This window comes from Galbibacter sp., assembly GCF_048266365.1.
GTDB lineage: Bacteria > Bacteroidota > Bacteroidia > Flavobacteriales > Flavobacteriaceae > Galbibacter.
The window spans coordinates 1-22,465 of record NZ_JBLWZP010000017.1; the positions used below are offsets into that span (position 1 = coordinate 1).

The window sequence follows — 22,465 nt, forward strand, 5'->3', positions numbered from 1 at the left end:
GGATCAAGTCAAAAAGTTGTGTGTAAATAGAAGTAAAATTCGATCTTTGCAAAAAAAAGACTTGCATTGGAATTATCATTAGACCTATTACGTTTTATCCTCCCTGAATTATTAGTCAGTCACTTTACCATAGCTTCCCACGAAATAGAAAAAGGAACGCTTCATTTGTATTTTGAAGAAAAGAAAGATACTCCTAGAGAAGAAAAGCACAGGATCTTGATAGCTCATGGTTTTCATAAAGAGCTTGTTGTTCAGGACTTTCCATTGCGTGGCAAGAATGTTTATTTACATATCAAGCGCCGTCGATGGCTTGATAAAACCACAGGGCAAGCCGTGCATCGAAATTGGGATTTGGTAGCGCAGGGAACTCGTATGACAGTAGAGTTTGCTGCTTTTTTAAAAGTACTTGGTCAGTACCAAGACTAATGATTGCCACACCATAGGTGGGTTTTACGGAGTTAATGGCAAGAAGTTACAACGACACTATCGAGATTATCTAAGTGAGTTTAAAGAGTGGAAGCAAAAGTCCCACGCTAAAGACTGGTTAATCTTTCCTGAGAATATGGGCAAGTATTTATCTATTGACGAGACCGCTCTATCCAAAGGAGAACTCTACACTATCATTACTAATAAAAAAGCTAAAGGTAAAAAAGGAGCTATTGTAGCTATACTTGCGGGAACCAAAGCTGAACCTATTATAGAGCAACTACTTAAAATCCCAAAGACACTTAGAGATAAGGTAAAAGAAATTACTTTGGATATGGCACATTCAATGAAAATGATTGTCAAAAAATGCTTTCCTAAAGCCATACAAGTAACAGATCGTTTTCATGTACAAAAACTAGCCCTAGAGGCACTACAAGACATTAGAATCAAACATCGGTGGGAAGCTATAGACTTAGAAAATGAACAAATTAAACAAACTAAGAGTGTGCAAAAAGGATTCATTCCAGAGACCTTTCCTAATGGAGATACTAGAAAACAACTCTTGGCTAGAAGCAGGTATCTGCTTTATAAAGCGCCAAACAATTGGACACAAAATCAATATATACGATCCAAAATCCTCTTTGAACAATACCCCGATATCAAAAGAGCATACGATTTAGTGCAAGGATTAAGAAACATATTCAATACAGCTACCTCTATACAAACTGCTTACACTAAGTTAGCACACTGGTATAAGGATGTAGAACAAACAGGATTTAAAGCCTTTAACACCATAGCAAATACGATAACTATTAACTATAAATCGATTTTGAATTATTTTATAAACAGAAGTACTAATGCTTCAGCAGAATCTTTTAATGCTAAAATAAAAGCTTTTAGAGCCCAGTTTAGAGGTGTCAAAAATGTAGAATTCTTCTTATTCAGATTAACCACAATTTTTGCATAAACACAACTTTTGGGAATGATCCAAGTTTAGTGACCTATAGCGTGACCTGTACAAAATTAAAAAAGCCACTCAATTTCTTGAATGGCTTTGTTTGTAAGTGGTGGGCGATACTGGATTCGAACCAGTGACCCCCTGCTTGTAAGGCAGGTGCTCTGAACCAACTGAGCTAATCGCCCTTTCATTTACTCGATTGCGGTTGCAAATATAGAACAGTTTTTTATATGAGCAAAGAAAAAGTTTTAAAAAATTAGAGTACTTCTGCTACTACAAAGGTGCTGCCGCCAACGTATATAAAATCATTTTCTGTTGCCTTCTCTCGTGCTGCCGCTAAGGCTTCTGAAACTGAATCATATACAGATCCTTCTAACTCGAATTCGGCAGCTCTCTCTTTGAGAACTTTTGCGGATAGTCCCCTGGAAAGATTTGGTGCACAAAAATAATAAATGGCATTTTTCGGGAATAAAGGAAGGATGTTCTCTAATTTCTTATCCTTTACAAAGCCTAAAACGATGTGGAGTACCTCGTAAGTTTCTTGTTGAACTTGTGAGACCACTATGGCTAACCCCTCTTTGTTATGCGCAGTATCACAAAGGATTGTTGGTTTCGTTCCTATTTTCTGCCAGCGTCCTAGGAGTTGGGTGTTTTTAACAGTATTTAAAAGTCCTACTTTTAGGTGTGTTTCATTAATGTTGAACTCCTTTAACTGGGCTAATGTTGCAACGACACCTTTAATATTTTTTAATTGGTAACTTCCTAGTAAGTCACTTTCGTGGCTGACCTCTAGGTTTGCAGCTAAAGTTAATGGAGCATTCTTTTGCTGGGCTACACTTTCAAATACCGGAAAACTTAATGGATTATATTCACTGATAACCACTGGAATGTTTGGTTTGATGATCCCTGCTTTTTCCGCTGCGATGAGTTCAATAGTATCGCCTAAGATGTCTGTATGATCCAACCCGATATTAGTGATTAGCGCTACCTCAGGAGTAATGATGTTGGTAGAGTCAAATCGTCCACCTAATCCAACTTCAATAACTGCAATATCTACCTGCTGCTGCTCGAAATACCAAAAGGCCATTCCTACGGTCATTTCAAAAAAGGACAGCTGCTGAGTAATTAAATATTCTTGATGCTGTTTTATAAAGGAAACTACGGTCTGTTCAGGTATAGGTGTTCCGTTGATTTTAATGCGCTCCCTGAAGTCAACTAGGTGAGGGGAGGTATAGAGTCCAACTTGATATCCCGCCTCTTGCAAAACAGACGCTAGCATGTGGCTGGATGAACCTTTTCCATTGGTCCCTGCAACATGAATACTTTTAAAACGCGCATGTGGGTTTTTTAAATGTTCACAAAACGCTATGGTGTTTGTTAATTTAGGCTTTAAAGCCGTTGGCCCTTGTTTTTGATACATGGGTAGCCTGGAGAACATCCAGTCTAAAGTCTGAAGATAGGTCATGTTTTATTCCCCCAATTTGAAATTAACCACTACAAAACCAATTTGAAGAGGTGGGGCAGCAGAGTCTGCATTCCACTTATATGATTTTGCGGTCTTTGCTGCTGCTTCTAGAAGACACTGTGCAGTATTGGTAGAACCTTTAACCCCTGGCGTTGCTTTCACAACGTTTCCGGATTGATTCACCTCAATTTGCACTACTACAGTTCCTTGTTCATTACATTGTTGAACAAACTTGTCACTAGACCTTAAGCTTCTTCCACTTAATCCATATCCAGTGCCACCACTACCACTGCCTGCGCTACCGTAATAACTATTGGCATAAGGATCGCCATCTATTTGCCCTTTGTCGCCTGCTCTGGCATCATCACCTTCACTACCAGTTGCAGTGCCTTCAGAACTGTTTAAGCCACCCATAAGGGCGTCGAGGCTTTGTTTTTTGGCTTCTTGTTCTTTTTGTATACGCTGCGCTTCAGCTTGGCGCTTAGCCTCAGCCTCGGCTTCTGCCTTTCTTTTAGCCTCAGCCTCAGCTTGGCGTTTGGCTTCTGCCTCAGCTTCAGCCTTTCTCTTTGCCTCAGCTTCTTTTTGTTGTTTGATCACTACGGATTCTTCGTTGTCTTGGGTAACGACTTCTTCAGTCTTTACTTCAGCTGGTTTACTAGGGGCTTCTTCCTCAGGTTGTGTTTCCTTAACGGGAGGTGTTACTGCCTCAGTAGGTTCAGGTTGTTTCTGTGGTTGGCTTTTTACAGGCGCCTTGGGTTGTACATTTCCACTACCATAATTGGTCGTCCCAAAATTAACGGAAATCCCACTTTCTATAGGTGGGTCCAAATAAGTTAATCCGATATAAAAGAAAAGTAGCAACAATGCTGTGAGCAATGCTGTAGTCAAAGTGAATGATTTTCTTTTATGTATGGTATCGAATAGTGACATCTTATTTAGGCCTTACCGCTAGTATTACTTTATAATTGTTTTGGTTTGCAATATCCATAATGTTTACTGCATTGTCAATGGGAACACTTTTTTCCGCTCTTAGGATAATGGTGGGTTTCTCAACGTCTTTTAATCTACGTCTTAGTTCTGTTTCGACGAATTCAGGATTGACCTTCACCTTGTCGATATAAATATCAAGATCTTTATTAATACTTACAGATACATTCTGAGTATTCGTAGATTTTCCTTTGGCTTTTGGTAACAAAAGATCCAGTGCATTGGGTGTATTGGAGGTAAGCATAAAGAAAACCAACAACAAAAACACGATATCTGTCATGGAACTCATACTGAATTCTGCTGATACTTTATTTCTTCCTTTCAGTTTCATTTGTATTGAATTTGGTGTTAAAAAGAACAGATAACCAGACAGTTGCCGATTATCTGTTTGATATCAATTTTGCTACAATGTCAACTTTATGCCGGCTCGTCCAGTAAATCTAAGAACTCTACAGCATTAGCCTCCATCTGATGCACAACTTTATCTGTACGAACAACCAAGTGGTTATATCCGAAATAAGCAATAATCCCTACGATTAACCCAGCAACTGTTGTAGTCATCGCCGTATATATACCACCTGCTAGTAGCCCCATCTCTGCTTGACCACCACTGGTTGCCATCTGGTGAAAGGCAATAATCATACCGATAACAGTTCCTAAAAATCCAATCATTGGACCTGCTCCGGCAATGGTTGCTAGAATACTTACATTTTTTTCTAGTTTGTAAACTTCTAATGTGCCTGCATTTTCAATAGCTTTATTAATGTCTTCTAATGGTTTTCCAATTCTGGAAATCCCTTTCTCTGTCAATCGAGCCACAGGCGAATCTGTTTGAGCGCATAAAATTTTAGCAGCCTCAATTTTGCCATTAGAAATATGATCTTTAATCTGATTCATAAAGTTTTTATCAATCTTAGATGCGGCCTTAATAGCAAAGTTTCGCTCAAAATAGACATACAGGGCAATAAATAACATTACAAATAGAATAGTAATTATGATTATACTTGCTGTTCCACCATTAACAATTAGGTCTATTACTGATAGGGTCTTCTCTTCAGAAAGGACCTCCTCAGCAACCTCTTGGGTCGCCTCTTGAAATAAATTCATATAACTTATGATCTTTTAAGTTTAATTTAATAACGAATAATACATTCCAAAATTATGCATTTAAAACTAAATTACGCATTAAAATAAAAACAACGCTTCCAGAAAGGAATCCTATCATGGCTAACCATCCGATTTTTTTCAAATACCAGAAGAAGTCGATTTTTTCCATGCCCATAGCAACAACACCTGCAGCGGAACCGATAATAAGCATACTTCCACCTGTTCCTGCGGAATAAGCTATAAAGTGCCAAACTGGATCATCTATACTTATAGAGAACATACCCATACTTGCCGCAACTAACGGTACATTGTCAATAACTGCCGAGGCAAATCCTAAAATTATAATCACCAAATCAGAGACTTTTTCGCCCACAGATTCAGTTCCAAGCATTGGAATAGAGTTGCTCAAGGTTTCTGCAAAATGAAAAAGCATCCCCAAAGACTCAAGCGCCGCAACAGCCATTAAAATACCTAAGAAGAATAAGATGCTGGGCATCTCAATTCTACCTAATGAGTGGTGTAATGGGCTATGGTAAGCTACCTGGTTTTCATCATCCTGGGTGAAGGTAGTAAGTGCAAACTTCTTACGACTGAATATCTCAGCAAAGGTCGCTACTAGAGCTAGGGATAACATCATACCAACATAAGGAGGTAGATGGGTTACTGTTTTAAATATAGGAACGAATATGATAAATCCAAGCCCTAAATATAACATTGTAGGGCCGTATTTAGATGAACTTCCAGCAACTTCTTCAAGATCCTCTTCACCTTCGATCTCTCCCTTAAAAATAGGGAGTCTTGATGCGATGAATGTTGGAATGGCAACACAAGCAATAGAAGGAATTAATACATGCTCAATTAATGCAAGTGTTGTTACCTTATTACCAATCCAAAGCATTGTGGTGGTAACATCTCCAATAGGTGACCAAGCTCCACCAGCATTTGCGGCAATAACTACAATACCAGCAAACCAGAGGCGTAACTGTCTGTCTTTTACAACTTTTTGAACGATTGTTACTAGAACTATGGTTGTTGTAAGGTTATCGATAATAGCGGAAAGAATAAAGGCTAAAATGCTAAAAATGTATAGTAGCTTTCTTTTATTCTTGGTTTTAATGTACTTTTTAATAGTTCCAAAGCCATCGAAAAAATCTATAATTTCAACAATTGCCATCGCTCCCATTAAAAAGATTAATATCTCTGCCGTCTTTCCTAAATGGTGCAGTAAAATACTTTGAATATCGGTAGCCTCTAACTCTTTAAGTTCAGCGTTGACTTCAAATACGTCCATATGGCTCGTTGCAACAATAGCCCATAATGCAGCCATCATTACTAAGGCCGGAATTAGTTTGTCAATTTTTAAATTGTGTTCTATTGCAATGGCTAAATAACCAAGAACAAAAAGTATGATAATGATGGTTTCCATAAGGTGGTTTTTAGGAATTAGTGTTCATCTAAATTAGTTGCTTTAAAGCAATTTCGAAGGCGGTATTACTTATATTTTTCTTACTGCAATTCTTTTTATGGGTGTTTTCTAATGCTTTCTTAATGGTGTTGGAGGTATCTAAAAATATAGCCTCGTCGGTCATTTCAATCCGGCGCTCCATAAAATATGCAAAGACCCTAGCCATTCCACAATTGGATATAAAATCAGGAATAAGACTTACCCTTTGATCGGTATGCTCCATAATAGGGCCGAAAAATATTTCTTTATCAGCAAACGGAACATTCGCGCCGCAAGAAACAAGCTCTAAGCCAAAATCGATTAATTGATCGATTTGTTCTTTGGTAATTAGACGTGAAGCCGCACAGGGTAAAAATATATCGGTTTGAAGTTTCCAGATCCTTTGGTTAATTTCCTGTGAAGGGATGAGCTCTGAGCTTGATAGTGTATTGCCTTTCTTGCTTAGAAATAAGTTTTTAATTTCAGCAAAACTAAAGCCTTCTTCTTTTATGAGCCCTCCTTTAATATCTACGATACCAACTATTTTAACACCAAGTTGTGATAAGTAATAGGCTGCGGCAGCTCCAACATTTCCAAAACCTTGGACAATTGCTTTTTTGTCCTTTATACTGCCGCCATAAATTTGATAATAGTGTTTTACAGACTCCGCAACCCCATATCCTGTTATCATATCAGCAACAGTATATTTCTGAAGAACATCAGGGGAGAAGTTTTTATTTTCAATTACCTTAATAACACCTTGGCGCAATTGACCAATTCGGTTGATTTTATCTGCTTCAGTGGGTTTGAAATGTCCGTTGAATACACCTTCTTGAGGATGCCATACCCCACAGTTTTCTGTCATCGGGATAACCTCATGAATTTCATCTACATTTAAATCTCCACCAGTGCCATAATAACTTTTTAACAGTGGTGAAACGGCCTTGTACCAACGTTCAAGGACCCCTTTTTTTCTGGGATCATTAGGGTCAAAATTTATTCCGGATTTAGCACCTCCAATCGCAGGTCCTGAAACTGTAAATTTGACCTCCATGGTTTTGGCTAACGAAAGTACCTCATTGGCATCTAATCCAATACGCATACGAGTACCACCACCAGCGGCACCACCTCTTAATGAATTTATAACTGTCCAACCTTGGGCATCCGTTTCAGAATCTTTCCAGTTGAATATAATTTCCGGAGATTTCTCTTCGTATTGTTTTAGTAGTTCTTTCATTAAATGGAATAAAGTTCTACAAATATATGAGAAAGTTGAAATTTCCAAAGCTAAATCGTTAAACTTTATAACTAGAAATTAAAAGTTTCTATTTCTGCCAAACCTCGTGTCTTTATTGATGTTAAGGCGATGGCGTTGTCATAAAGAACATTATTTTAGTGCTTTTTAGATGCTTAAATCGTTTTATTTTTTATCGGTTATGTGGGCTTCAAAAGCCATTAGAGTTCTTTATTAATTGTGTAATTTTGAAAAAAAATCAGCTACAATGAATAGAGATTTACGTATAGTTTTTATGGGGACTCCGGATTTTGCCGTAGAAACACTAAAACATATATTGGATAACAACTTTACGGTTGTCTGTGTTGTAACCGCTCCAGACCGTCCAGCAGGTAGGGGACGTAAACTTCAACAATCCGCAGTTAAAACATTTGCAGAGCAAAGGGGATTGAGCATATTGCAGCCTACAAACCTAAAAGATGAAGATTTTTTAGAATCTTTAAAAGCATTACAGGCCAACTTGCAGGTAGTGGTTGCGTTTAGAATGTTACCTAAGGTGGTTTGGGATATGCCTAATTATGGGACTTTTAACCTTCACGCTTCCTTATTACCAGAATATAGGGGGGCAGCTCCAATCAACTGGGCAATAATTAATGGAGAGAAACAAACTGGCGTTACCACCTTTTTTATTGATGACAAAATAGATACAGGAGAGATTATCGCTCATCGTACTGTTGCTATTGGGGAAAATGAAAATGCTGGATCTTTACATGATCGCCTAATGGTTGAAGGTGCGGTTTTGGTGATAGAAACCCTAGAGAACATTGCGGCAGATAAGGTGGAAACCACAAAACAGCCCCAATTGGAAATTGAAAAAACGGCTTATAAACTAAATAAGGAGAACACCAAGATCAATTGGAATGATACTTCTAAAGCTATATATAATCTAATAAGAGGTCTGAGTCCCTATCCTTCGGCATGGACCGTTTTGGACAATGGTGATGATGTGCAGATGAATATAAAGGTATATGATAGCCAGGTAGAGTTGAAGGATCACTCCCTAGAACCAGGCGTAGTTTTAGTGGAGGATAAAAAACTGAAAGTTGCAAGTTCAGATGGCTTTCTGATCTTAACTGAAATCCAACTTGCTGGTAAACGAAAAATGGTCATCAAAGATGTTCTTAATGGTTTCTCATTTAATTCCAATGCGAAAATGCGCTAAGCCCGCGTCGGCTGTAGGGTGGTAGAAATATATAAAAAGCAAGCCACTTTATTAACAATCAAGTGAAGTTATTAACAAATCCGAGGATTTCCCTTGATATTACTTGCGTGAGAATGAAATCCGTATAATTTTGTGTAGCGAATTAAATAAATGTTTAACCGTATATTCATTTTTAAATCTTTAAATTATGAACAAAACAGAATTAATCGATGCAATGGCTGCTGACGCAGGAATAACCAAAGCTGCAGCAAAAAAAGCACTAGAATCTTTTTTAGGTAGTGTAGAAGGTACATTGAAAAAAGGAGGACGTGTTTCTCTAGTAGGATTTGGATCTTGGTCAGTATCTAAAAGATCAGCTAGAGAAGGGAGAAACCCTCAAACTGGTAAAACAATTAAGATTGCTGCAAAAAATGTAGTGAAATTTAAAGCTGGTTCTGAGTTAGCTGACGCTGTAAACTAATCTAACTTATTATTTCATATTATGAAAAGGGTACTCTTATCGAGTGCCTTTTTTGTTTTGTAAAACAAAAAATATCTTACAAATATTTGACGGTTTGTGATTTTTTCATAGATTTAAAAGAAAAACTTAGTGCTTATGGTTGCTTTAACTCCGAAGAAAGGCCATTTGCTAATTGCCGAACCCTCCATCATTGGCGATGTAGCTTTTAATCGTTCCGTAGTATTGCTCGCTGAGCATAACGGTGAAGGGTCTATTGGTTTTATTCTTAACAAACCACTGGAATTTGATCTCAGTGAACTTATTCCAGAGGTGAACACCTCCCTTAGGGTATATAATGGAGGCCCAGTTGAACAAGATAACCTCTACTTTATTCATAAAGTTCCGGAACTAATTAATAATAGTATTGAAATTTCTAACGGTATTTATTGGGGTGGAGATTTCGAGACTATTGTAGGGTTGATCAATAACAAACGTATAAAGGATTCAGATATTAAGTTCTTTCTAGGTTACTCCGGTTGGGATACCATGCAACTCGATAAGGAGCTCACTAGCAATTCTTGGGTAGTATCCGAGAATAGGTATAAGAGTAATATCATCAAAAAATCCTCCTTGTCCTTTTGGAGAGAGAAAATGTTGGAACTTGGGGGTGACTACCTCATTTGGTCTAATGCACCAGAGAATCCACTGTTAAACTAAATCAGTCTTACATGTGCGTTTAGGCGCCCGAGTAATGTCATAGCAATAGTAGTATTGTAATTCCTTTTACGGTATTTACTTACTGAAGTGATTCCAGAGATCACGTTAGTTGTAAACATCTCATCTGCCTTTTGTAATTCAAATGGGGAGATAGGTTCTTCTATAAGTTCAAACTCCGGTGTTTTCTTGATAATTTCAATGAGTTGTTTTCTTAGGATGCCATTAAGGCAACCTTCAGTAATAGGAGGTGTTTTAATTGTATGGCCCTTGACTAGAAATAAATTGCCATTGGTGGTTTCAATGATATTTTTATGATCATTTAAAAGCAGGCAATTTTGATAATCGTTTTCTTTGGCGTAAATGCTGGCGAGTATATGAGCTAATTTGTTGCTAGATTTTAAAGTAGATAACAGCCCTGAGTTTATGTAGTGGTCTTTGAAAAGCTCCACTTCATAACGCTCTTGATTATTGACGTAAAATGGTGTCTCTAAAATCGATGCTTCTATAATGAAGGACACCTGATTATTGGTGGGAGTATAGAAACCTCCAGCTTCTCTATAGACCGTAATGCGAATTCTTGCAGCACTGGTTTCCAAGGAATTTGCTTTTAAGGTTTTTAAAATCTCTTCTTCCATATGCTCCATGGTGAAAATCATGGGGATGGGTAATCTCATAATACGCATTGATGCCATCAGCCTTAAATAATGAGGTTCCCAAAAGAATATTTTTGAATTTACCACTCGGATAGTTTCAAATAATGCATCTCCATAACGCAGACCGCGATTGGATTCATCGAGGAATGCCGTCCCTTCTTCTAATAATGCTCCGTTAAAATTCACCATAAAAAAATGCCTTGAAAATTCAAGGCACAAATATACTTTATAAGAATCAAGAATCCTAAGCGGAACCTAATACTTGTTTTAGGTCAGATATTTGGTTTTCCCAAAGCATTTTGGCTTCTTCTAATTCATCTTCATCAGTGAAATCGGTGATCATTAGGGAAACATCTTTGGTTATTTCATCGACAACTATTTTAATTTCAAAAAAAGTGTATTCTTCACTTTCATCCCATTTAAATTTTACAAGTTCGCCACTCTTTTTTCTAATTAATTTTGCTACTTCTTCTGCCCCATCCCATATGAAGGTGAAAACTTCCCCTCTTGAGTTTACGTTATCAGCAAACCATTCTGAAAGACCAGATGGAGTAGATATATATTGATAAAGTAATTGCGGGGATGAATGAATAGGGAATTCTAACTCGTATTTAACTTTCTCTTCCATAAATAAATCATAATATTATATAAAGCGACAATATAATTATTTAAGTTCAACTTAACCTATTTTTTAATTAAAATATTTTCGCACTTTGATTTGATTGACCGAAATTTGTTTATATATTTGCACCCGCTAAAGCAAAAAGGCGAGGTAGCTCAGTCGGTTAGAGCGTCGGATTCATAACCCGGAGGTCTCGGGTTCAATTCCCGATCTCGCTACAAGAATTAATTATTCTGAAGATTTGATAAAGAGGTTTTTAAATTACTAAGAGCCTCTTTTTTTGTGCATTGTATTTTGTATATTAACATAGTTTAATACGATTTGATTCTCATAAAAAGTCAAAGCCAGTAAATTAATGATACCGGAGGTGAAATTCCAAAAGATGGTGCGGATGGTATTCAATTATTAACTCTATAAACCTTTTAGTTCAAAATTTTGCTGGATGTAGGGTTAAATAAGATATTTTATTTATACGATGAAAAACAATGTGTTTATCCCTAAATTTTTTACCCTCCTCAAAGAAGGTATAAGCAGAAAACAAATTACCAAAGATGTCACTGCCGGAATAATTGTAGGGATAGTGGCATTACCGTTGGCAATTGCCTTCGCCATCGCATCAGGTGTTTCTCCTGAAAAAGGACTTGTCACGGCTGTAGTGGCCGGATTGACCATTTCTGTACTAGGTGGTAGTCGGGTGCAAATTGGAGGGCCTACAGGCGCGTTCATTATTATTGTTTATGGAATTGTACAAACCCATGGTGTTAGTGGTTTAACTATTGCCACATTTATGGCTGGATTTCTCATTATCGGCCTTGGACTAGCTCGACTTGGCAACTATTTAAAGTTTATCCCATACCCGCTGATAGTTGGCTTTACTAGTGGGATCGCTATTATTATTTTTTCTTCCCAGATTAAGGATTTCTTGGGGTTAGAGATGGGAGAAGTTCCGGCGGATTTTATTGAAAAATGGCAGGCTTATTTTCTGAATTTTAAACATATAAATTGGATTGCAGTGGCCATCGCTGTCGGGACGGTTTTGATTTCGTTTAACTTTGGCAAATTGACATCGAAAATACCAGGTTCAATTGTAGCTATTCTTATAAGTACCTTTGCCGTTTATTTTTTCGAACTTCCTGTTGAAACCATTGAAACAAAATTTGGCGAAATACCTAACAGCATCAGTATGCCCACCTTTCCGAGTATTGACTTCGATACCATCCAAGAATTAATTCAACCCGCAATTGCTATTGCCTTATTGGGTAGTATAGAATCCCTGCTCTCAGCAGTTGTTGCAGATGGTATGATCGGGGGCAGGCATCGTTCTAATACAGAACTCATCGGGCAGGGAGTGGCAAATATCTTTTCTGGGTTATTTGGTGGTATACCCGCGACCGGTGCTATAGCACGTACAGCGACAAACATCAAAAACGGAGGTAGGACGCCTATTTCTGGGATTGTACATGCCATTGTTTTGTTGTTGATTATGTTGCTCTTTGCACCAGTTGCCAAATTGATACCCTTGTCATGTTTAGCGGGTATTTTGGTTGTTGTTTCATGGCATATGGGTGAGTGGCATCATTTCAGAGCGCTCCTAAGGAGCAATCGAATGGATGTCATTGTATTGCTTACAACCTTCTTTTTAACTGTATTTTTCGATTTGATTATCGCCATTGAAGTTGGTATGATATTATCAAGTTTTATTTTTATGAAACGAATGAGTGAATCGACTTCCATCAAAAATGCAATGCGCTATTTTAAAACCGAAGCGGATAATGGTGAACTACTGTTTGAAGAAGAAATTCCGGATATTCCAAAGGATGTCTTGATTTATGAGATCAATGGGCCATTGTTTTTTGGAGCTTCTCAAAAGTTCCAGGAGGTCATCAAGAAAATAAAGCATAAGCCAAAAATTTTGATTTTAAGAATTAGGCACGTTCCATTTATAGATGCAACAGGTGTTAAACGCTTGAAAGAAATATACACAGATTTAGATTCTTCTGGAACCACTACAATTATCTCAGGAGCCAATGATGATATTAAAAAAGAGTTACTCACAATGGACGTTTATCACGACTTGGGAAAACACAATATATGTGACAACATTGAGCAGGCAGTCCAACGAGCAGAACAAATCCTTGGCAAGTAAGAGTGAGGCTGCTTTACATTGAACTCATATCGGGATTGTGGTAGGTTGAAAAACAGCAGCGTTCAGACCTGATGATCTAATTGGATCTGAATGTTAGATTGGAGTGTTTCATTTTTGATGGAAGAGCTATTAGAACAACTCTAAAGTGCGTTCCAATGCCATACCTCTGGAACCTTTTATTAAATACAGTTCGGGATGTTTGCCTTTTCTAGTGTTGGTAAATACTATCTTGAACTCCTCAAAGTTTTTGAACTTTAAATAGTCTCCATCCGTATTATAGAAGTTTTGACCAATTAAGTAGACATTTTCAAATCCGTATTCAGTGATCTGGTCAACAATATCCTGGTGTTCTGCTGCAGCTTCTGTCCCTAGCTCTAGCATATCTCCCAGGATTAATGTTTTGTTCTCTTGGGATTGTTGCGCGAAATTATTTAATGCGGCTTGAACACTAGAGGGATTCGCATTGTAGGCATCCAAAATGATTTTCATCTTACCTTTTTCAATGATTTGTGACCTGTTGTTAGAAGGTGTGTAATTCGAAATAGCGTCCTTGATGTCTATGGTCTTAATCTTAAAATAACTTCCTACACAAGCTGCTGCGGCTATATTGGTATAGTTGTAGGCGCCTATAAGTTTAGTGGGGATTTCGATATTGTTGAAATTAACACTGACAAAAGGTTGGCTTTGGGTAAGATCAATTTTGACGTCCGATACAAGATTGCTTTTCTGTGAGGCAAATCCATATACCTTGGTGTGCGTCATTAATTTCTTTTTTTGGACGGGATCTTCTACATTATAAAAGATTGTTTTATCACGCTGCATGAGATGCTGATACAACTCACTTTTAGCTTGTATAACTCCTTCAATACTTCCGAAACCTTCTAGGTGAGCTTTTCCGAAATTGGTGATATAACCGTAGTCAGGTAAGGCAATATTGCAAAGAAATTCAATTTCCTTTGGATGATTGGCGCCCATTTCTACAACACCAAATTCGGTCTTTTTATCCATAGCGAGAAGGGTCAGGGGTACTCCGATATGGTTATTGAGATTACCAACAGTAGCTACAGTTTTGAACTTTTTGGACAGCACCGCATTTAGGAGTTCTTTGGTAGTGGTCTTTCCATTACTGCCTGTGAGGGCTAATAAGGGTAGATTTAAGTATTGTCTGTGAAATTTAGCAAGCTCTTGCAAAGTTTGAAGACTGTTATTGACTACAATGGTTCGATCCCCAGAATGGAATTTAGGATCATCAATCACAGCATAAGAAGCGCCACTATCGAGGGCTTGCTGTGCGAATTCATTCCCATTAAAATGTTCTCCATGAAGTGCAAAAAACAAATAGTTCTTTGCTATTTTTCTCGTGTCAGTTGTGACCCCGGTAGAATTGAGAAAGATCTCGTGAAGTGCTGCTGTATCCATGGGGTTAAAAGTAAAAAAAAGCCCCGAATAAATCAGGGCTCATGTATAAATAACAACTATTAATTTTAATGTCTTGGTGTCTTCTCTTTTTTGGCTTTTGATCCTACTCTTGACATAGCACATCTAAATCCGATATAATCCGTTGCCATATACTGAGGCAAGTATCTGCGCTGTGCTGGATCAAGCCAGTAAGCTCTGTCTCGCCATGATCCTCCTTTGTATACACGAACTTCATCACTAATCATAGTGGTACGTGTGTTGGAGTCGTCAAATTGTTTAATGATGTTTCCTAAAGAATCTCTTTGGATTACGTTCTCAGGAGCATTGTACATTCTTTTAGAATCTTCCAATTCTCCCTCTTCAGAAAACATATCATAATATCTAGAAGATCCTTTGTCTCCATCACGATAGTTTCTGTTGTCACTTGTGTTAAAGTTAGTTCTCAAGAAGGTATCATCTCCGTCCACCGGAACCATTGCGATTTCTCCAGGAAGATCACGAGCAACGATTCTTCCATTGCTTAACGTATCGTATACAATTTGATCTCTTCCGACAATAGCTACTTTACCATCTTCTCCAATGGAAGTTTTCATATAGACGTTACCTCTGTAGTAGTTAAAATCATTTGCCTCGTCATCGACAATAGGCCTATACACGTCAGCCACCCATTCAGCAACGTTCCCAGCCATATCGTAAAGTCCCCAATCATTTGGAGGATATGATTTTACCTGAGCAGTAATATCAGCGCCATCGTCCGACCATCCTGCGATTCCGCCGTAATCTCCTTTTCCTTGTTTGAAGTTCGCCAATTGATCACCACGATTTCTTCTTTTTCCACTTCTGGTGTATTCACCTTCCCATGGATATTTTTTACGTCCTCTGTAATTGTTGTATTCTCTAGAACTGATCAAAGCCGCTGCTGCATATTCCCATTCTGTTTCAGTGGGGAGTCTATAAGAAGGCATGATAATTCCGCTGGAACGTTTTGCAAATACATTGGTTGAGTCTCTTTTTGCTTGTCCTTGTAGTGAGTCGATTTGACCACCGTATACATTTTCAGGACTATTTAAGTAAGTCTCCGTGCTGAAAGTTCCTTGAGTTTCTCCATTAACCACGGCGTATTTACTGTTTTTTGCCAGGTAACCTTCACGTTCAAGCATTAACTCATTCACACGATCTGTTCTCCATTCGGAAAATTGAACAGCCTGTACCCAGTTTACCCCAACTACCGGATATTCGGCATATGCAGGGTGACGTAAGTAGTTGTTGGTCATTACCTCGTTATAACCCAAACGGTTTCTCCAAACCAATGTGTCAGGAAGTGCTCCTTTGTAGATGTTGGCATACGCAGGATCTTCCGGTGGGTAAACACTCTTCAGATAATCGAGGTATTCCATGTACATTTTGTTGGTAACCTCTGTTTCATCCATGTAAAATGACTGAACGTGTTGACGTGTTGGAGTGTTGTTCCAATCATGCATAACATCATCCTGTACTTTACCTCTGACAAAAGTTCCCCCTTCTATAAATACGAGTCCTGGAGCGGTTTCTTGCTCTTTGAAGTTTGTGTTATATTGAAAGCCGCCCTCGTTGGAATTTATCTGCCAACCAGTAGCTCTGGAAGTGTTTTTTGAGGAATTACTACAGCTAGTAAACCCCGCCAACGCAACCAAACATAATACGTATGGGTTAATTAGATACTTCTTCATGGTTAAGATTTGAGTTGTCTTAAATATGTGTGCAATATAGCAATTAAGTAAATTATTCCAATTTTTTTCATAGAATTTGTAACTATAATGTTGTCAAAGTTGGTGTGTCTGTTGTCAAAACGAAAAAAATGCGATTTTAGTATATAGAAGATTTACAGGATGTGTATGGTCATGTGAACTAGATATCAAACTCAACACGATTTTAATGGCACTTATCGGAATTTTTTGGCAGGAGCTCCTAAAGGAAAGAACTTACGGGGGTATTAAATTGTTAGCGATAAGAAAATTACAGTTTTTTCGTTACTTAAATGTTGTTTACTTAAAATTGTGATTTGCGAACCGCCAATTAAAAATTATATTTGTTTTAAGAAACCCAACAACCTAATGAAATATATCCTCCTACTAATCAGTCTATTGCTATTTGCAGCCACTGTAAAAGCGCAAGATAATACTGAATATCGCGTCATAAGTACCGCAGTTCCATTTTTGGCCATTGCCTCGGATGCAAGAGCCGGTGGAATGGGTGAAGTCGGTATTACCACCACAGCCGATGTTTTCTCTCAACAATGGAATCCGGCTAAATATGCTTTTGCTACACAAGCTATGGGTGCGGGTATGAGTTATACCCCATATCTAAGTAAATTAGTTAATGATATCGCACTTTTAAATGTGACCTTTTATAAGAAGATTGATGATCGTAGTTCTTGGGCAACGAGTTTGAGGTACTTTAGTCTTGGTGATATTGAAACAATCACCGAAGCAGGTTATCATGCTGGATTGACACCTATTATTGAACAACCTAATGAGTTGGCATTTGATGTCTCATATTCGCTTAAATTGAGTGAAACATTTTCAATGGCGGTCGCAGCGCGATACCTGAGGTCCGATTTAAAAATACAAACAGAAAACATTGATGCTACAGCGGCGAGTTCCGGAGCAGTGGATGTGGCCGGATATTTTCGATCAAGGGAAGTCGCCTACCAAAGTTTCAACGGTCGTTGGCTGGCTGGATTTAATCTGTCTAACGTAGGGCCGAAACTAAAATATGATGAAGAGGGGAGAGAAAGTTACCTGCCTACAAATTTAAAATTAGGTGGAGGTTTTGATTTTATTTTTAGCCCGATGAGTGAATTGGGCGTTCATCTTGAATTCAATAAGTTGTTGGTGCCTTCACCTAGTGATTCAGACGGGGATGGAGACATCGATATCGATGACGATTTTTACAACAAGAGTTTCCTTAACGGGATGTTTTCTTCTTTTAATGATGCCCAGGACGGATTTAGTGAAGAATTAAAAGAAATTACATGGGCACTTGGTGTTGAATACCGCTATAATGACGCATTTTCACTCCGCACCGGTTATTTTCACGAGAATGATCTCAAAGGGTTTCGACAATTCTTCACCCTAGGTGCAGGCTTTAAGTTTAAGACTGCTGTAATTGATTTTTCATATTTATTTTCTACTTCGGAAATTCGCAATCCTTTGGAGAATACCTTGCGGTTTTCGGTTAGTTTTAATTTTGGTGATAACTATTATAATTAAAGTTAAAGGAAATATTTCGTAATTTGCTTTACATATTAAAGCGTTAGAATGAAAAAACTTGAAATTAACACCACCCTTACGGTGTTTGAATCCATAGACGAGCTTTCTGCTGATCAGCGAGAGCTAATGGTCAAAGCAGTGAATATTAGAGGTAAAGCCTATGCTCCATACTCCAAATTTAGAGTAGGTGTAGCCATAGAACTAGAAAATGGAGAGGTCGTACTTGGGACAAACCAAGAGAACGCAGTGTTTCCATCAGGAATGTGTGCCGAGCGCGTGGCCATAAATCAGGCAGGTACCTTATATCCAGGAGTTAAAATCGTGAGTTTGTCCGTTTCTGCGGCCTCTGATAATTTTACAGTGTTGACTCCGACACCACCTTGTGGTGGTTGCCGTCAATCCATTTTTGAATACGAAGAAAATCAAAATCAGCCTATTGCCATTTATTTTATGGGAGAAACCGGTAAGGTTGTAAAGGCGGATTCTATTAAAGATTTACTTCCACTTACCTTCGGAAAAGCCACTTTAAATCTTATTTAACAAAAATCTTAGATAAAAGGGGGAATTCATTTTTACTCTTTGTACTTAAAACGCTACTTTTGTAGTGCTTTTGAAAAACCTATGTTAATTTAAAAGTGATTCACCTCCATTTATGGAGTATTCATGTTTTTGCAAAAAGAAAAATATAAATGAAAAAAGTTACAAAAGAAGTTTACTTGAAATGGTATGAGGATATGCTGTTTTGGAGAAAGTTTGAGGATAAATTAGCAGCTGTATACATTCAGCAAAAAGTTCGAGGATTTCTTCATCTGTATAATGGACAAGAGGCTATTTTAGCTGGTACCTTACACGCCATTAATCCCAAAACCGACAAATTGATAACGGCTTATAGGAATCACGTGCAACCAATCGGAATGGGTGTAGATCCAAAAAGGGTGATGGCTGAATTATTTGGAAAGGCAACGGGGACTTCACAAGGGTTGGGTGGTTCTATGCATATCTTTTCAAAGGAGCATAATTTTTATGGTGGACATGGTATTGTCGGAGGGCAAATACCACTAGGGGCTGGACTTGCATTTGCTGATAAATACTTTAAGAGAGAAGGAGTTACTTTGTGTTACATGGGAGATGGAGCAGTTCGTCAAGGATCATTACACGAAACCTTTAACCTTGCTATGTTGTGGAACTTACCAGTTGTATTCATTTGTGAGAATAACGGGTATGCCATGGGAACTTCTGTCGCAAGAACTTCTAAAGAGCAAGAAATCTGGAAACTAGGACTAGGATTTGATATGCCTTGTGGGCCGGTTGATGGTATGGATCCTGTTAAAGTTGCAGAAGCTATACACGAAGCTGTTGAGAGAGCACGTAAAGGTGGCGGTCCAACATTCTTGGAGATGAAGACCTATAGATATCGTGGACACTCCATGAGTGATGCACAACACTATCGTACAAAAGAAGAAGTTGAGGAATACAAAAAAATAGACCCGATCACAGTGGTTAAGGATGTTATTCTGAAAAAGAAGTATGCCTCTGAAGCAGACTTAAAAGAGATTGATAAAAGTGTGAAAAACAGAGTTAGTGAATGTGAGAAGTTCGCTGAAGAGTCTCCGTTCCCAGAAAAGAACGTGATGTATGACGCTGTGTACGAACAAGAAGATTATCCATTTTTACCACATAAACTTTAAGAATAATGGCAGAAATAATTAATATGCCACGACTCAGTGATACCATGGAGGAAGGTGTTGTTGCTAAGTGGTTGAAAAACGTAGGAGACAAAATTGAAGAGGGTGATATCCTCGCAGAAATAGAAACCGATAAGGCGACCATGGAGTTTGAATCTTTTTATGAAGGTACCTTATTGCATATTGGTATTCAAGAAGGAGATGGTGCTCCGGTAGATTCACTTTTAGCTATTATCGGAGAGGAAGGAGAAGATATCTCAGCACTAATCTCCGGAGGAGCTGCAGCAGCACCAAAACAGGAAGCTACAGCAGAAGCTGCTAAAGAGGTATCAACAGAAGCTCCTTCAGAAGAGGCGCAGGCGTCAGCTGGCGCGATACCAGAAGGTGTTGAAGTTGTTACCATGCCGCGTTTAAGTGACACCATGGAAGAGGGGACAGTAGCTTCATGGCTTAAGAAAGTTGGAGATGAAGTTGAAGAAGGAGATATCCTTGCAGAAATTGAGACCGATAAAGCGACTATGGAGTTTGAATCCTTCTACAATGGTACTTTATTGTATATCGGAATTGAAGAAGGCCAATCTGCACCAGTTGATGACGTGTTGGCTATAGTAGGACCTAAGGGTACTGATGTAGATGCAGTTCTTGCTTCAGTTAAAGGAGGTGGTAGCGCTGCTGCTGCTCCCAAGACTGAGAAAGCAGCTGATAAGCCAGCAGAACAAGTTAAAGAAGAACAGCCAAAGGTAGCCGCTGACAGCTCCACTGGAGGAAGAATTTTTGTGTCTCCGCTAGCTAAGAAAATTGCTGAAGAAAAAGGCATTGAACTTAGTCAAATTAAAGGAAGTGGAGAAAACGGAAGAATTGTTAAAAAAGACGTAGAGAATTATACTCCTGCTGCAAAAGCTCCTGAGGCGAAAGCTCCTACATCAAGTACAGCGACAGCAACTCCTATGGCATTTGTGCCTGCTGGAGAAGAGCATGTTGAAGAGAAGAAAAACTCTCAAATGCGTAAAACCATTGCAAGACGTTTGGGTGAGTCTAAATATACAGCGCCACATTATTACCTTACTATAGAGGTTGACATGAGCAATGCAATGGCTTCCAGAGTTCAAATTAATGCACTGCCTGATATTAAGGTGTCATTTAATGATATGGTTGTTAAGGCTTGTGCAATGGCATTGAAAAAACATCCACAAGTGAATACTACATGGAAGGATGATGTTACCTTATATAATTCTCATGTACACGTCGGTGTTGCCGTGGCAGTTGAAGAAGGACTTTTAGTACCTGTATTAAAATTCGCAGATCAAATGTCCCTGACCCAAATTGGCGGAAACGTTAGAGAATTGGCAGGTAAGGCAAGAAACAAAAAAATTACTCCTCAAGAAATGGAGGGTAGTACCTTTACAGTTTCTAACCTAGGTATGTTTGGAATTCAGGAATTCACCTCAATTATCAATCAACCTAATTCAGCAATTTTATCAGTAGGTGCCATCGTAGAAAAACCAGTGGTGAAAAATGGTGAAATTGTTGTAGGTCATACCATGAAATTAACCTTGGCATGTGATCACAGAACTGTTGACGGTGCTACTGGAGCTCAGTTCTTGCAAACCTTGCAAGCCTATATTGAGAACCCAGTGACCATGCTGGCTTAATGGAGAACCATTTTAATAAATGATACAAAGTCCCGCTTAATGCGGGATTTTTGGTATATTTAAATCATAAGAACACTACAGATGAATAAAATTATAATTGTACTTGCACTACTTCTTATAGGGTGCAAAAGCACGACTGCTGTGTCTGAGAAAGACTACCGAGTAACCGCAGAACAGGTTGCCAAGCATTTAAATTTCTTAGCCTCTGACGAAAGAGGAGGAAGGGATACCGGAAGTGAAGGAATCGCTGAATCGGCAGCTTATATTGAAGATATTTTTAGCAACAATGGGGTGAAGCCTTATTTTGAAACTTATGGCGATACCCTCACTAATTTTGATCAACCTGCTTTTAATGTTGTCGGTTGGGTTCAAGGGAATGATCCTAAGTTGAAAAATGAATTTGTTATTGTTGGTGCACATTACGATCATATTGGTCAAGGAAAACCAGTAAACGGAGATTCTTTGGCAAATGGGGCAAATGATAACGCGTCTGGTACTTCAGCAGTAATTGAATTTGCCAAGTATTTTGGCACGCATAAAACCAACAAGCGAAGTATGTTGTTTGTATTGTTTTCTGCAGAGGAAAAAGGTCTGTTAGGTTCAAAACATTTGGCTGAAAAATTAAAGGATCAAGGTATGGACCTTTACTTTATGCTGAATTTTGAAATGATAGGGGTACCTATGCAACGAGAAGAGCTTACTTATATCACTGGATATAAAGAGACAAACATGGCCGATGTGATGAATGGCTATGCCGGTAAAGAAGCATATGGCTTCTTGCCAAAGGCGGCTGAGTTTAACCTTTTTAAGCGTTCTGACAATTATCCATTTTACGAGCAGTTTAAAGTTCCAGCACAGACGGTATGTACCTTTGATTTTGAAAATTATCCCTACTATCATCATGTGGATGACGAAATCAGTGAGATGGATTTCAACCATATGGCAACTGTGATTAATACAAGCCTTCCTGTTTTGAAGCAAATGACCAATGCAGAACAGCACGAGATTAAGTTTAATGATCCAAAAGAGTATTAATTT

Annotated in this window: 21 protein-coding genes and 2 tRNA genes; 12 read left to right on the forward strand and 11 right to left on the reverse strand. The window is 38.3% G+C overall.

Features of this window, described 5'->3' with window-relative positions; genetic code table 11:
- Positions 1-66 precede the first annotated feature (66 nt).
- Both ACN0TV_RS15930 and ACN0TV_RS15935 read left to right on the forward strand, forming a co-directional pair.
- Positions 67-426, forward strand: a complete 360-nt coding sequence (locus ACN0TV_RS15930; RefSeq protein ID WP_337900737.1) for a transposase — start codon at positions 67-69, stop codon at positions 424-426.
- Positions 407-1,393 (forward strand): ISL3 family transposase, encoded by a 987-nt coding sequence (locus ACN0TV_RS15935; protein WP_417364182.1) that lies wholly within the window; start codon positions 407-409, stop codon positions 1,391-1,393. The genes ACN0TV_RS15930 and ACN0TV_RS15935 overlap by 20 nt, the downstream gene beginning before the upstream one ends.
- Before the next feature lie 98 nt (positions 1,394-1,491).
- Here the strand turns inward: ACN0TV_RS15935 and ACN0TV_RS15940 are convergent.
- From ACN0TV_RS15940 to ACN0TV_RS15970, 7 genes are all read right to left on the reverse strand, one after another.
- A tRNA-Val gene (locus ACN0TV_RS15940) sits at positions 1,492-1,569 on the reverse strand.
- 71 nt (positions 1,570-1,640) lie between these two features.
- The gene (locus ACN0TV_RS15945) at positions 1,641-2,849 is read right to left on the reverse strand and encodes a bifunctional folylpolyglutamate synthase/dihydrofolate synthase (protein WP_417364184.1); all 1,209 of its coding nucleotides are present in this window, start codon (positions 2,847-2,849) and stop codon (positions 1,641-1,643) included.
- Between the two features lie 3 nt (positions 2,850-2,852).
- Positions 2,853-3,779, reverse strand: a complete 927-nt coding sequence (locus ACN0TV_RS15950) for a cell envelope integrity protein TolA (RefSeq protein WP_417364185.1) — start codon at positions 3,777-3,779, stop codon at positions 2,853-2,855.
- A 1-nt stretch (position 3,780) separates the two neighbouring features.
- Positions 3,781-4,167: an ExbD/TolR family protein gene (locus ACN0TV_RS15955; RefSeq protein ID WP_417364186.1), complete on the reverse strand. Its 387-nt coding sequence runs from the start codon at positions 4,165-4,167 to the stop codon at positions 3,781-3,783.
- An 86-nt stretch (positions 4,168-4,253) separates the two neighbouring features.
- Positions 4,254-4,943 (reverse strand): MotA/TolQ/ExbB proton channel family protein, encoded by a 690-nt coding sequence (locus ACN0TV_RS15960; RefSeq protein WP_417364187.1) that lies wholly within the window; start codon positions 4,941-4,943, stop codon positions 4,254-4,256.
- Between the two features lie 52 nt (positions 4,944-4,995).
- A complete protein-coding gene (gene nhaD / locus ACN0TV_RS15965) occupies positions 4,996-6,369 on the reverse strand; it encodes a sodium:proton antiporter NhaD (RefSeq protein WP_417364189.1) in 1,374 nt (457 codons plus the stop codon).
- A gap of 28 nt (positions 6,370-6,397) precedes the next feature.
- Positions 6,398-7,624, reverse strand: coding sequence for a Glu/Leu/Phe/Val dehydrogenase dimerization domain-containing protein (locus tag ACN0TV_RS15970; RefSeq protein WP_417364191.1), 1,227 nt, complete (start codon positions 7,622-7,624; stop codon positions 6,398-6,400).
- A gap of 265 nt (positions 7,625-7,889) precedes the next feature.
- Between ACN0TV_RS15970 and fmt the strand changes: the two genes are divergently transcribed.
- The 3 genes from fmt to ACN0TV_RS15985 all read left to right on the forward strand — a co-directional run bounded on the left by fmt (position 7,890) and on the right by ACN0TV_RS15985 (position 9,999).
- Complete coding sequence (fmt, locus tag ACN0TV_RS15975) at positions 7,890-8,843, forward strand: methionyl-tRNA formyltransferase (RefSeq protein WP_417364193.1); 954 nt, start codon at positions 7,890-7,892, stop codon at positions 8,841-8,843.
- Between the two features lie 187 nt (positions 8,844-9,030).
- The gene (locus tag ACN0TV_RS15980) at positions 9,031-9,303 is read left to right on the forward strand and encodes an HU family DNA-binding protein (RefSeq protein ID WP_008990993.1); all 273 of its coding nucleotides are present in this window, start codon (positions 9,031-9,033) and stop codon (positions 9,301-9,303) included.
- A 135-nt stretch (positions 9,304-9,438) separates the two neighbouring features.
- Positions 9,439-9,999 carry a YqgE/AlgH family protein gene (locus ACN0TV_RS15985; RefSeq protein ID WP_417364196.1) on the forward strand — a complete coding sequence of 187 codons (561 nt, stop codon included), beginning with the start codon at positions 9,439-9,441 and terminating at the stop codon, positions 9,997-9,999.
- Here the strand turns inward: ACN0TV_RS15985 and ACN0TV_RS15990 are convergent.
- Together ACN0TV_RS15990 and ACN0TV_RS15995 are read right to left on the reverse strand one after the other, a co-directional pair.
- Entirely contained in the window at positions 9,996-10,841 is an 846-nt protein-coding gene (locus ACN0TV_RS15990; protein WP_417364198.1) for an aminotransferase class IV, read from the reverse strand. The genes ACN0TV_RS15985 and ACN0TV_RS15990 overlap by 4 nt on opposite strands.
- Before the next feature lie 55 nt (positions 10,842-10,896).
- Complete coding sequence (locus ACN0TV_RS15995) at positions 10,897-11,280, reverse strand: START-like domain-containing protein (RefSeq protein WP_417364200.1); 384 nt, start codon at positions 11,278-11,280, stop codon at positions 10,897-10,899.
- Between the two features lie 138 nt (positions 11,281-11,418).
- Between ACN0TV_RS15995 and ACN0TV_RS16000 the strand changes: the two genes are divergently transcribed.
- Together ACN0TV_RS16000 and ACN0TV_RS16005 are read left to right on the forward strand one after the other, a co-directional pair.
- Positions 11,419-11,492, forward strand: a tRNA-Met gene (locus ACN0TV_RS16000).
- A 257-nt stretch (positions 11,493-11,749) separates the two neighbouring features.
- Positions 11,750-13,420, forward strand: a complete 1,671-nt coding sequence (locus ACN0TV_RS16005) for a SulP family inorganic anion transporter (protein ID WP_417364202.1) — start codon at positions 11,750-11,752, stop codon at positions 13,418-13,420.
- A gap of 129 nt (positions 13,421-13,549) precedes the next feature.
- Here the strand turns inward: ACN0TV_RS16005 and ACN0TV_RS16010 are convergent, their stop codons facing one another.
- Together ACN0TV_RS16010 and gldJ are read right to left on the reverse strand one after the other, a co-directional pair.
- Positions 13,550-14,839, reverse strand: a complete 1,290-nt coding sequence (locus ACN0TV_RS16010) for a UDP-N-acetylmuramoyl-tripeptide--D-alanyl-D-alanine ligase (protein WP_417364204.1) — start codon at positions 14,837-14,839, stop codon at positions 13,550-13,552.
- Positions 14,840-14,904: 65 nt separating this feature from the next.
- A complete protein-coding gene (gene gldJ, locus ACN0TV_RS16015; protein WP_417364206.1) occupies positions 14,905-16,548 on the reverse strand; it encodes a gliding motility lipoprotein GldJ in 1,644 nt (547 codons plus the stop codon).
- A 384-nt stretch (positions 16,549-16,932) separates the two neighbouring features.
- Here gldJ and porV point away from each other — a divergent pair, with 384 nt between their 5' ends.
- The 5 genes from porV to ACN0TV_RS16040 all read left to right on the forward strand — a co-directional run bounded on the left by porV (position 16,933) and on the right by ACN0TV_RS16040 (position 22,462).
- On the forward strand, positions 16,933-18,090 hold the full coding sequence (gene porV / locus ACN0TV_RS16020) for a type IX secretion system outer membrane channel protein PorV (RefSeq protein WP_417364208.1): 1,158 nt from the start codon (positions 16,933-16,935) through the stop codon (positions 18,088-18,090).
- A gap of 48 nt (positions 18,091-18,138) precedes the next feature.
- The gene (locus ACN0TV_RS16025; RefSeq protein ID WP_417364210.1) at positions 18,139-18,630 is read left to right on the forward strand and encodes a cytidine deaminase; all 492 of its coding nucleotides are present in this window, start codon (positions 18,139-18,141) and stop codon (positions 18,628-18,630) included.
- A 149-nt stretch (positions 18,631-18,779) separates the two neighbouring features.
- Complete coding sequence (pdhA, locus tag ACN0TV_RS16030; RefSeq protein WP_417364212.1) at positions 18,780-19,778, forward strand: pyruvate dehydrogenase (acetyl-transferring) E1 component subunit alpha; 999 nt, start codon at positions 18,780-18,782, stop codon at positions 19,776-19,778.
- Between the two features lie 5 nt (positions 19,779-19,783).
- On the forward strand, positions 19,784-21,427 hold the full coding sequence (locus tag ACN0TV_RS16035) for a pyruvate dehydrogenase complex dihydrolipoamide acetyltransferase (protein ID WP_417364214.1): 1,644 nt from the start codon (positions 19,784-19,786) through the stop codon (positions 21,425-21,427).
- Between the two features lie 81 nt (positions 21,428-21,508).
- Positions 21,509-22,462: a M28 family metallopeptidase gene (locus tag ACN0TV_RS16040; protein WP_417364216.1), complete on the forward strand. Its 954-nt coding sequence runs from the start codon at positions 21,509-21,511 to the stop codon at positions 22,460-22,462.
- Positions 22,463-22,465 lie beyond the last annotated feature (3 nt).

Excerpts from the sequence above, each read along its gene's own strand:
- ACN0TV_RS15945 (WP_417364184.1), bottom strand. The coding sequence starts at position 2,849 with ATGACCTATCTTCAGACTTTAGACTGGATGTTCTCCAGGCTACCCATG.
- ACN0TV_RS15950 (WP_417364185.1), bottom strand. The coding sequence starts at position 3,779 with ATGTCACTATTCGATACCATACATAAAAGAAAATCATTCACTTTGACT.
- ACN0TV_RS15955 (WP_417364186.1), bottom strand. The coding sequence starts at position 4,167 with ATGAAACTGAAAGGAAGAAATAAAGTATCAGCAGAATTCAGTATGAGT.
- ACN0TV_RS15960 (WP_417364187.1), bottom strand. The coding sequence starts at position 4,943 with ATGAATTTATTTCAAGAGGCGACCCAAGAGGTTGCTGAGGAGGTCCTT.
- nhaD (WP_417364189.1), bottom strand. The coding sequence starts at position 6,369 with ATGGAAACCATCATTATCATACTTTTTGTTCTTGGTTATTTAGCCATT.
- ACN0TV_RS15970 (WP_417364191.1), bottom strand. The coding sequence starts at position 7,624 with ATGAAAGAACTACTAAAACAATACGAAGAGAAATCTCCGGAAATTATA.
- fmt (WP_417364193.1), top strand. The coding sequence starts at position 7,890 with ATGAATAGAGATTTACGTATAGTTTTTATGGGGACTCCGGATTTTGCC.
- ACN0TV_RS15980 (WP_008990993.1), top strand. The coding sequence starts at position 9,031 with ATGAACAAAACAGAATTAATCGATGCAATGGCTGCTGACGCAGGAATA.
- ACN0TV_RS15985 (WP_417364196.1), top strand. The coding sequence starts at position 9,439 with ATGGTTGCTTTAACTCCGAAGAAAGGCCATTTGCTAATTGCCGAACCC.
- ACN0TV_RS15990 (WP_417364198.1), bottom strand. The coding sequence starts at position 10,841 with ATGGTGAATTTTAACGGAGCATTATTAGAAGAAGGGACGGCATTCCTC.
- ACN0TV_RS15995 (WP_417364200.1), bottom strand. The coding sequence starts at position 11,280 with ATGGAAGAGAAAGTTAAATACGAGTTAGAATTCCCTATTCATTCATCC.
- ACN0TV_RS16005 (WP_417364202.1), top strand. The coding sequence starts at position 11,750 with ATGAAAAACAATGTGTTTATCCCTAAATTTTTTACCCTCCTCAAAGAA.
- ACN0TV_RS16010 (WP_417364204.1), bottom strand. The coding sequence starts at position 14,839 with ATGGATACAGCAGCACTTCACGAGATCTTTCTCAATTCTACCGGGGTC.
- gldJ (WP_417364206.1), bottom strand. The coding sequence starts at position 16,548 with ATGAAGAAGTATCTAATTAACCCATACGTATTATGTTTGGTTGCGTTG.
- porV (WP_417364208.1), top strand. The coding sequence starts at position 16,933 with ATGAAATATATCCTCCTACTAATCAGTCTATTGCTATTTGCAGCCACT.
- ACN0TV_RS16025 (WP_417364210.1), top strand. The coding sequence starts at position 18,139 with ATGAAAAAACTTGAAATTAACACCACCCTTACGGTGTTTGAATCCATA.
- pdhA (WP_417364212.1), top strand. The coding sequence starts at position 18,780 with ATGAAAAAAGTTACAAAAGAAGTTTACTTGAAATGGTATGAGGATATG.
- ACN0TV_RS16035 (WP_417364214.1), top strand. The coding sequence starts at position 19,784 with ATGGCAGAAATAATTAATATGCCACGACTCAGTGATACCATGGAGGAA.
- ACN0TV_RS16040 (WP_417364216.1), top strand. The coding sequence starts at position 21,509 with ATGAATAAAATTATAATTGTACTTGCACTACTTCTTATAGGGTGCAAA.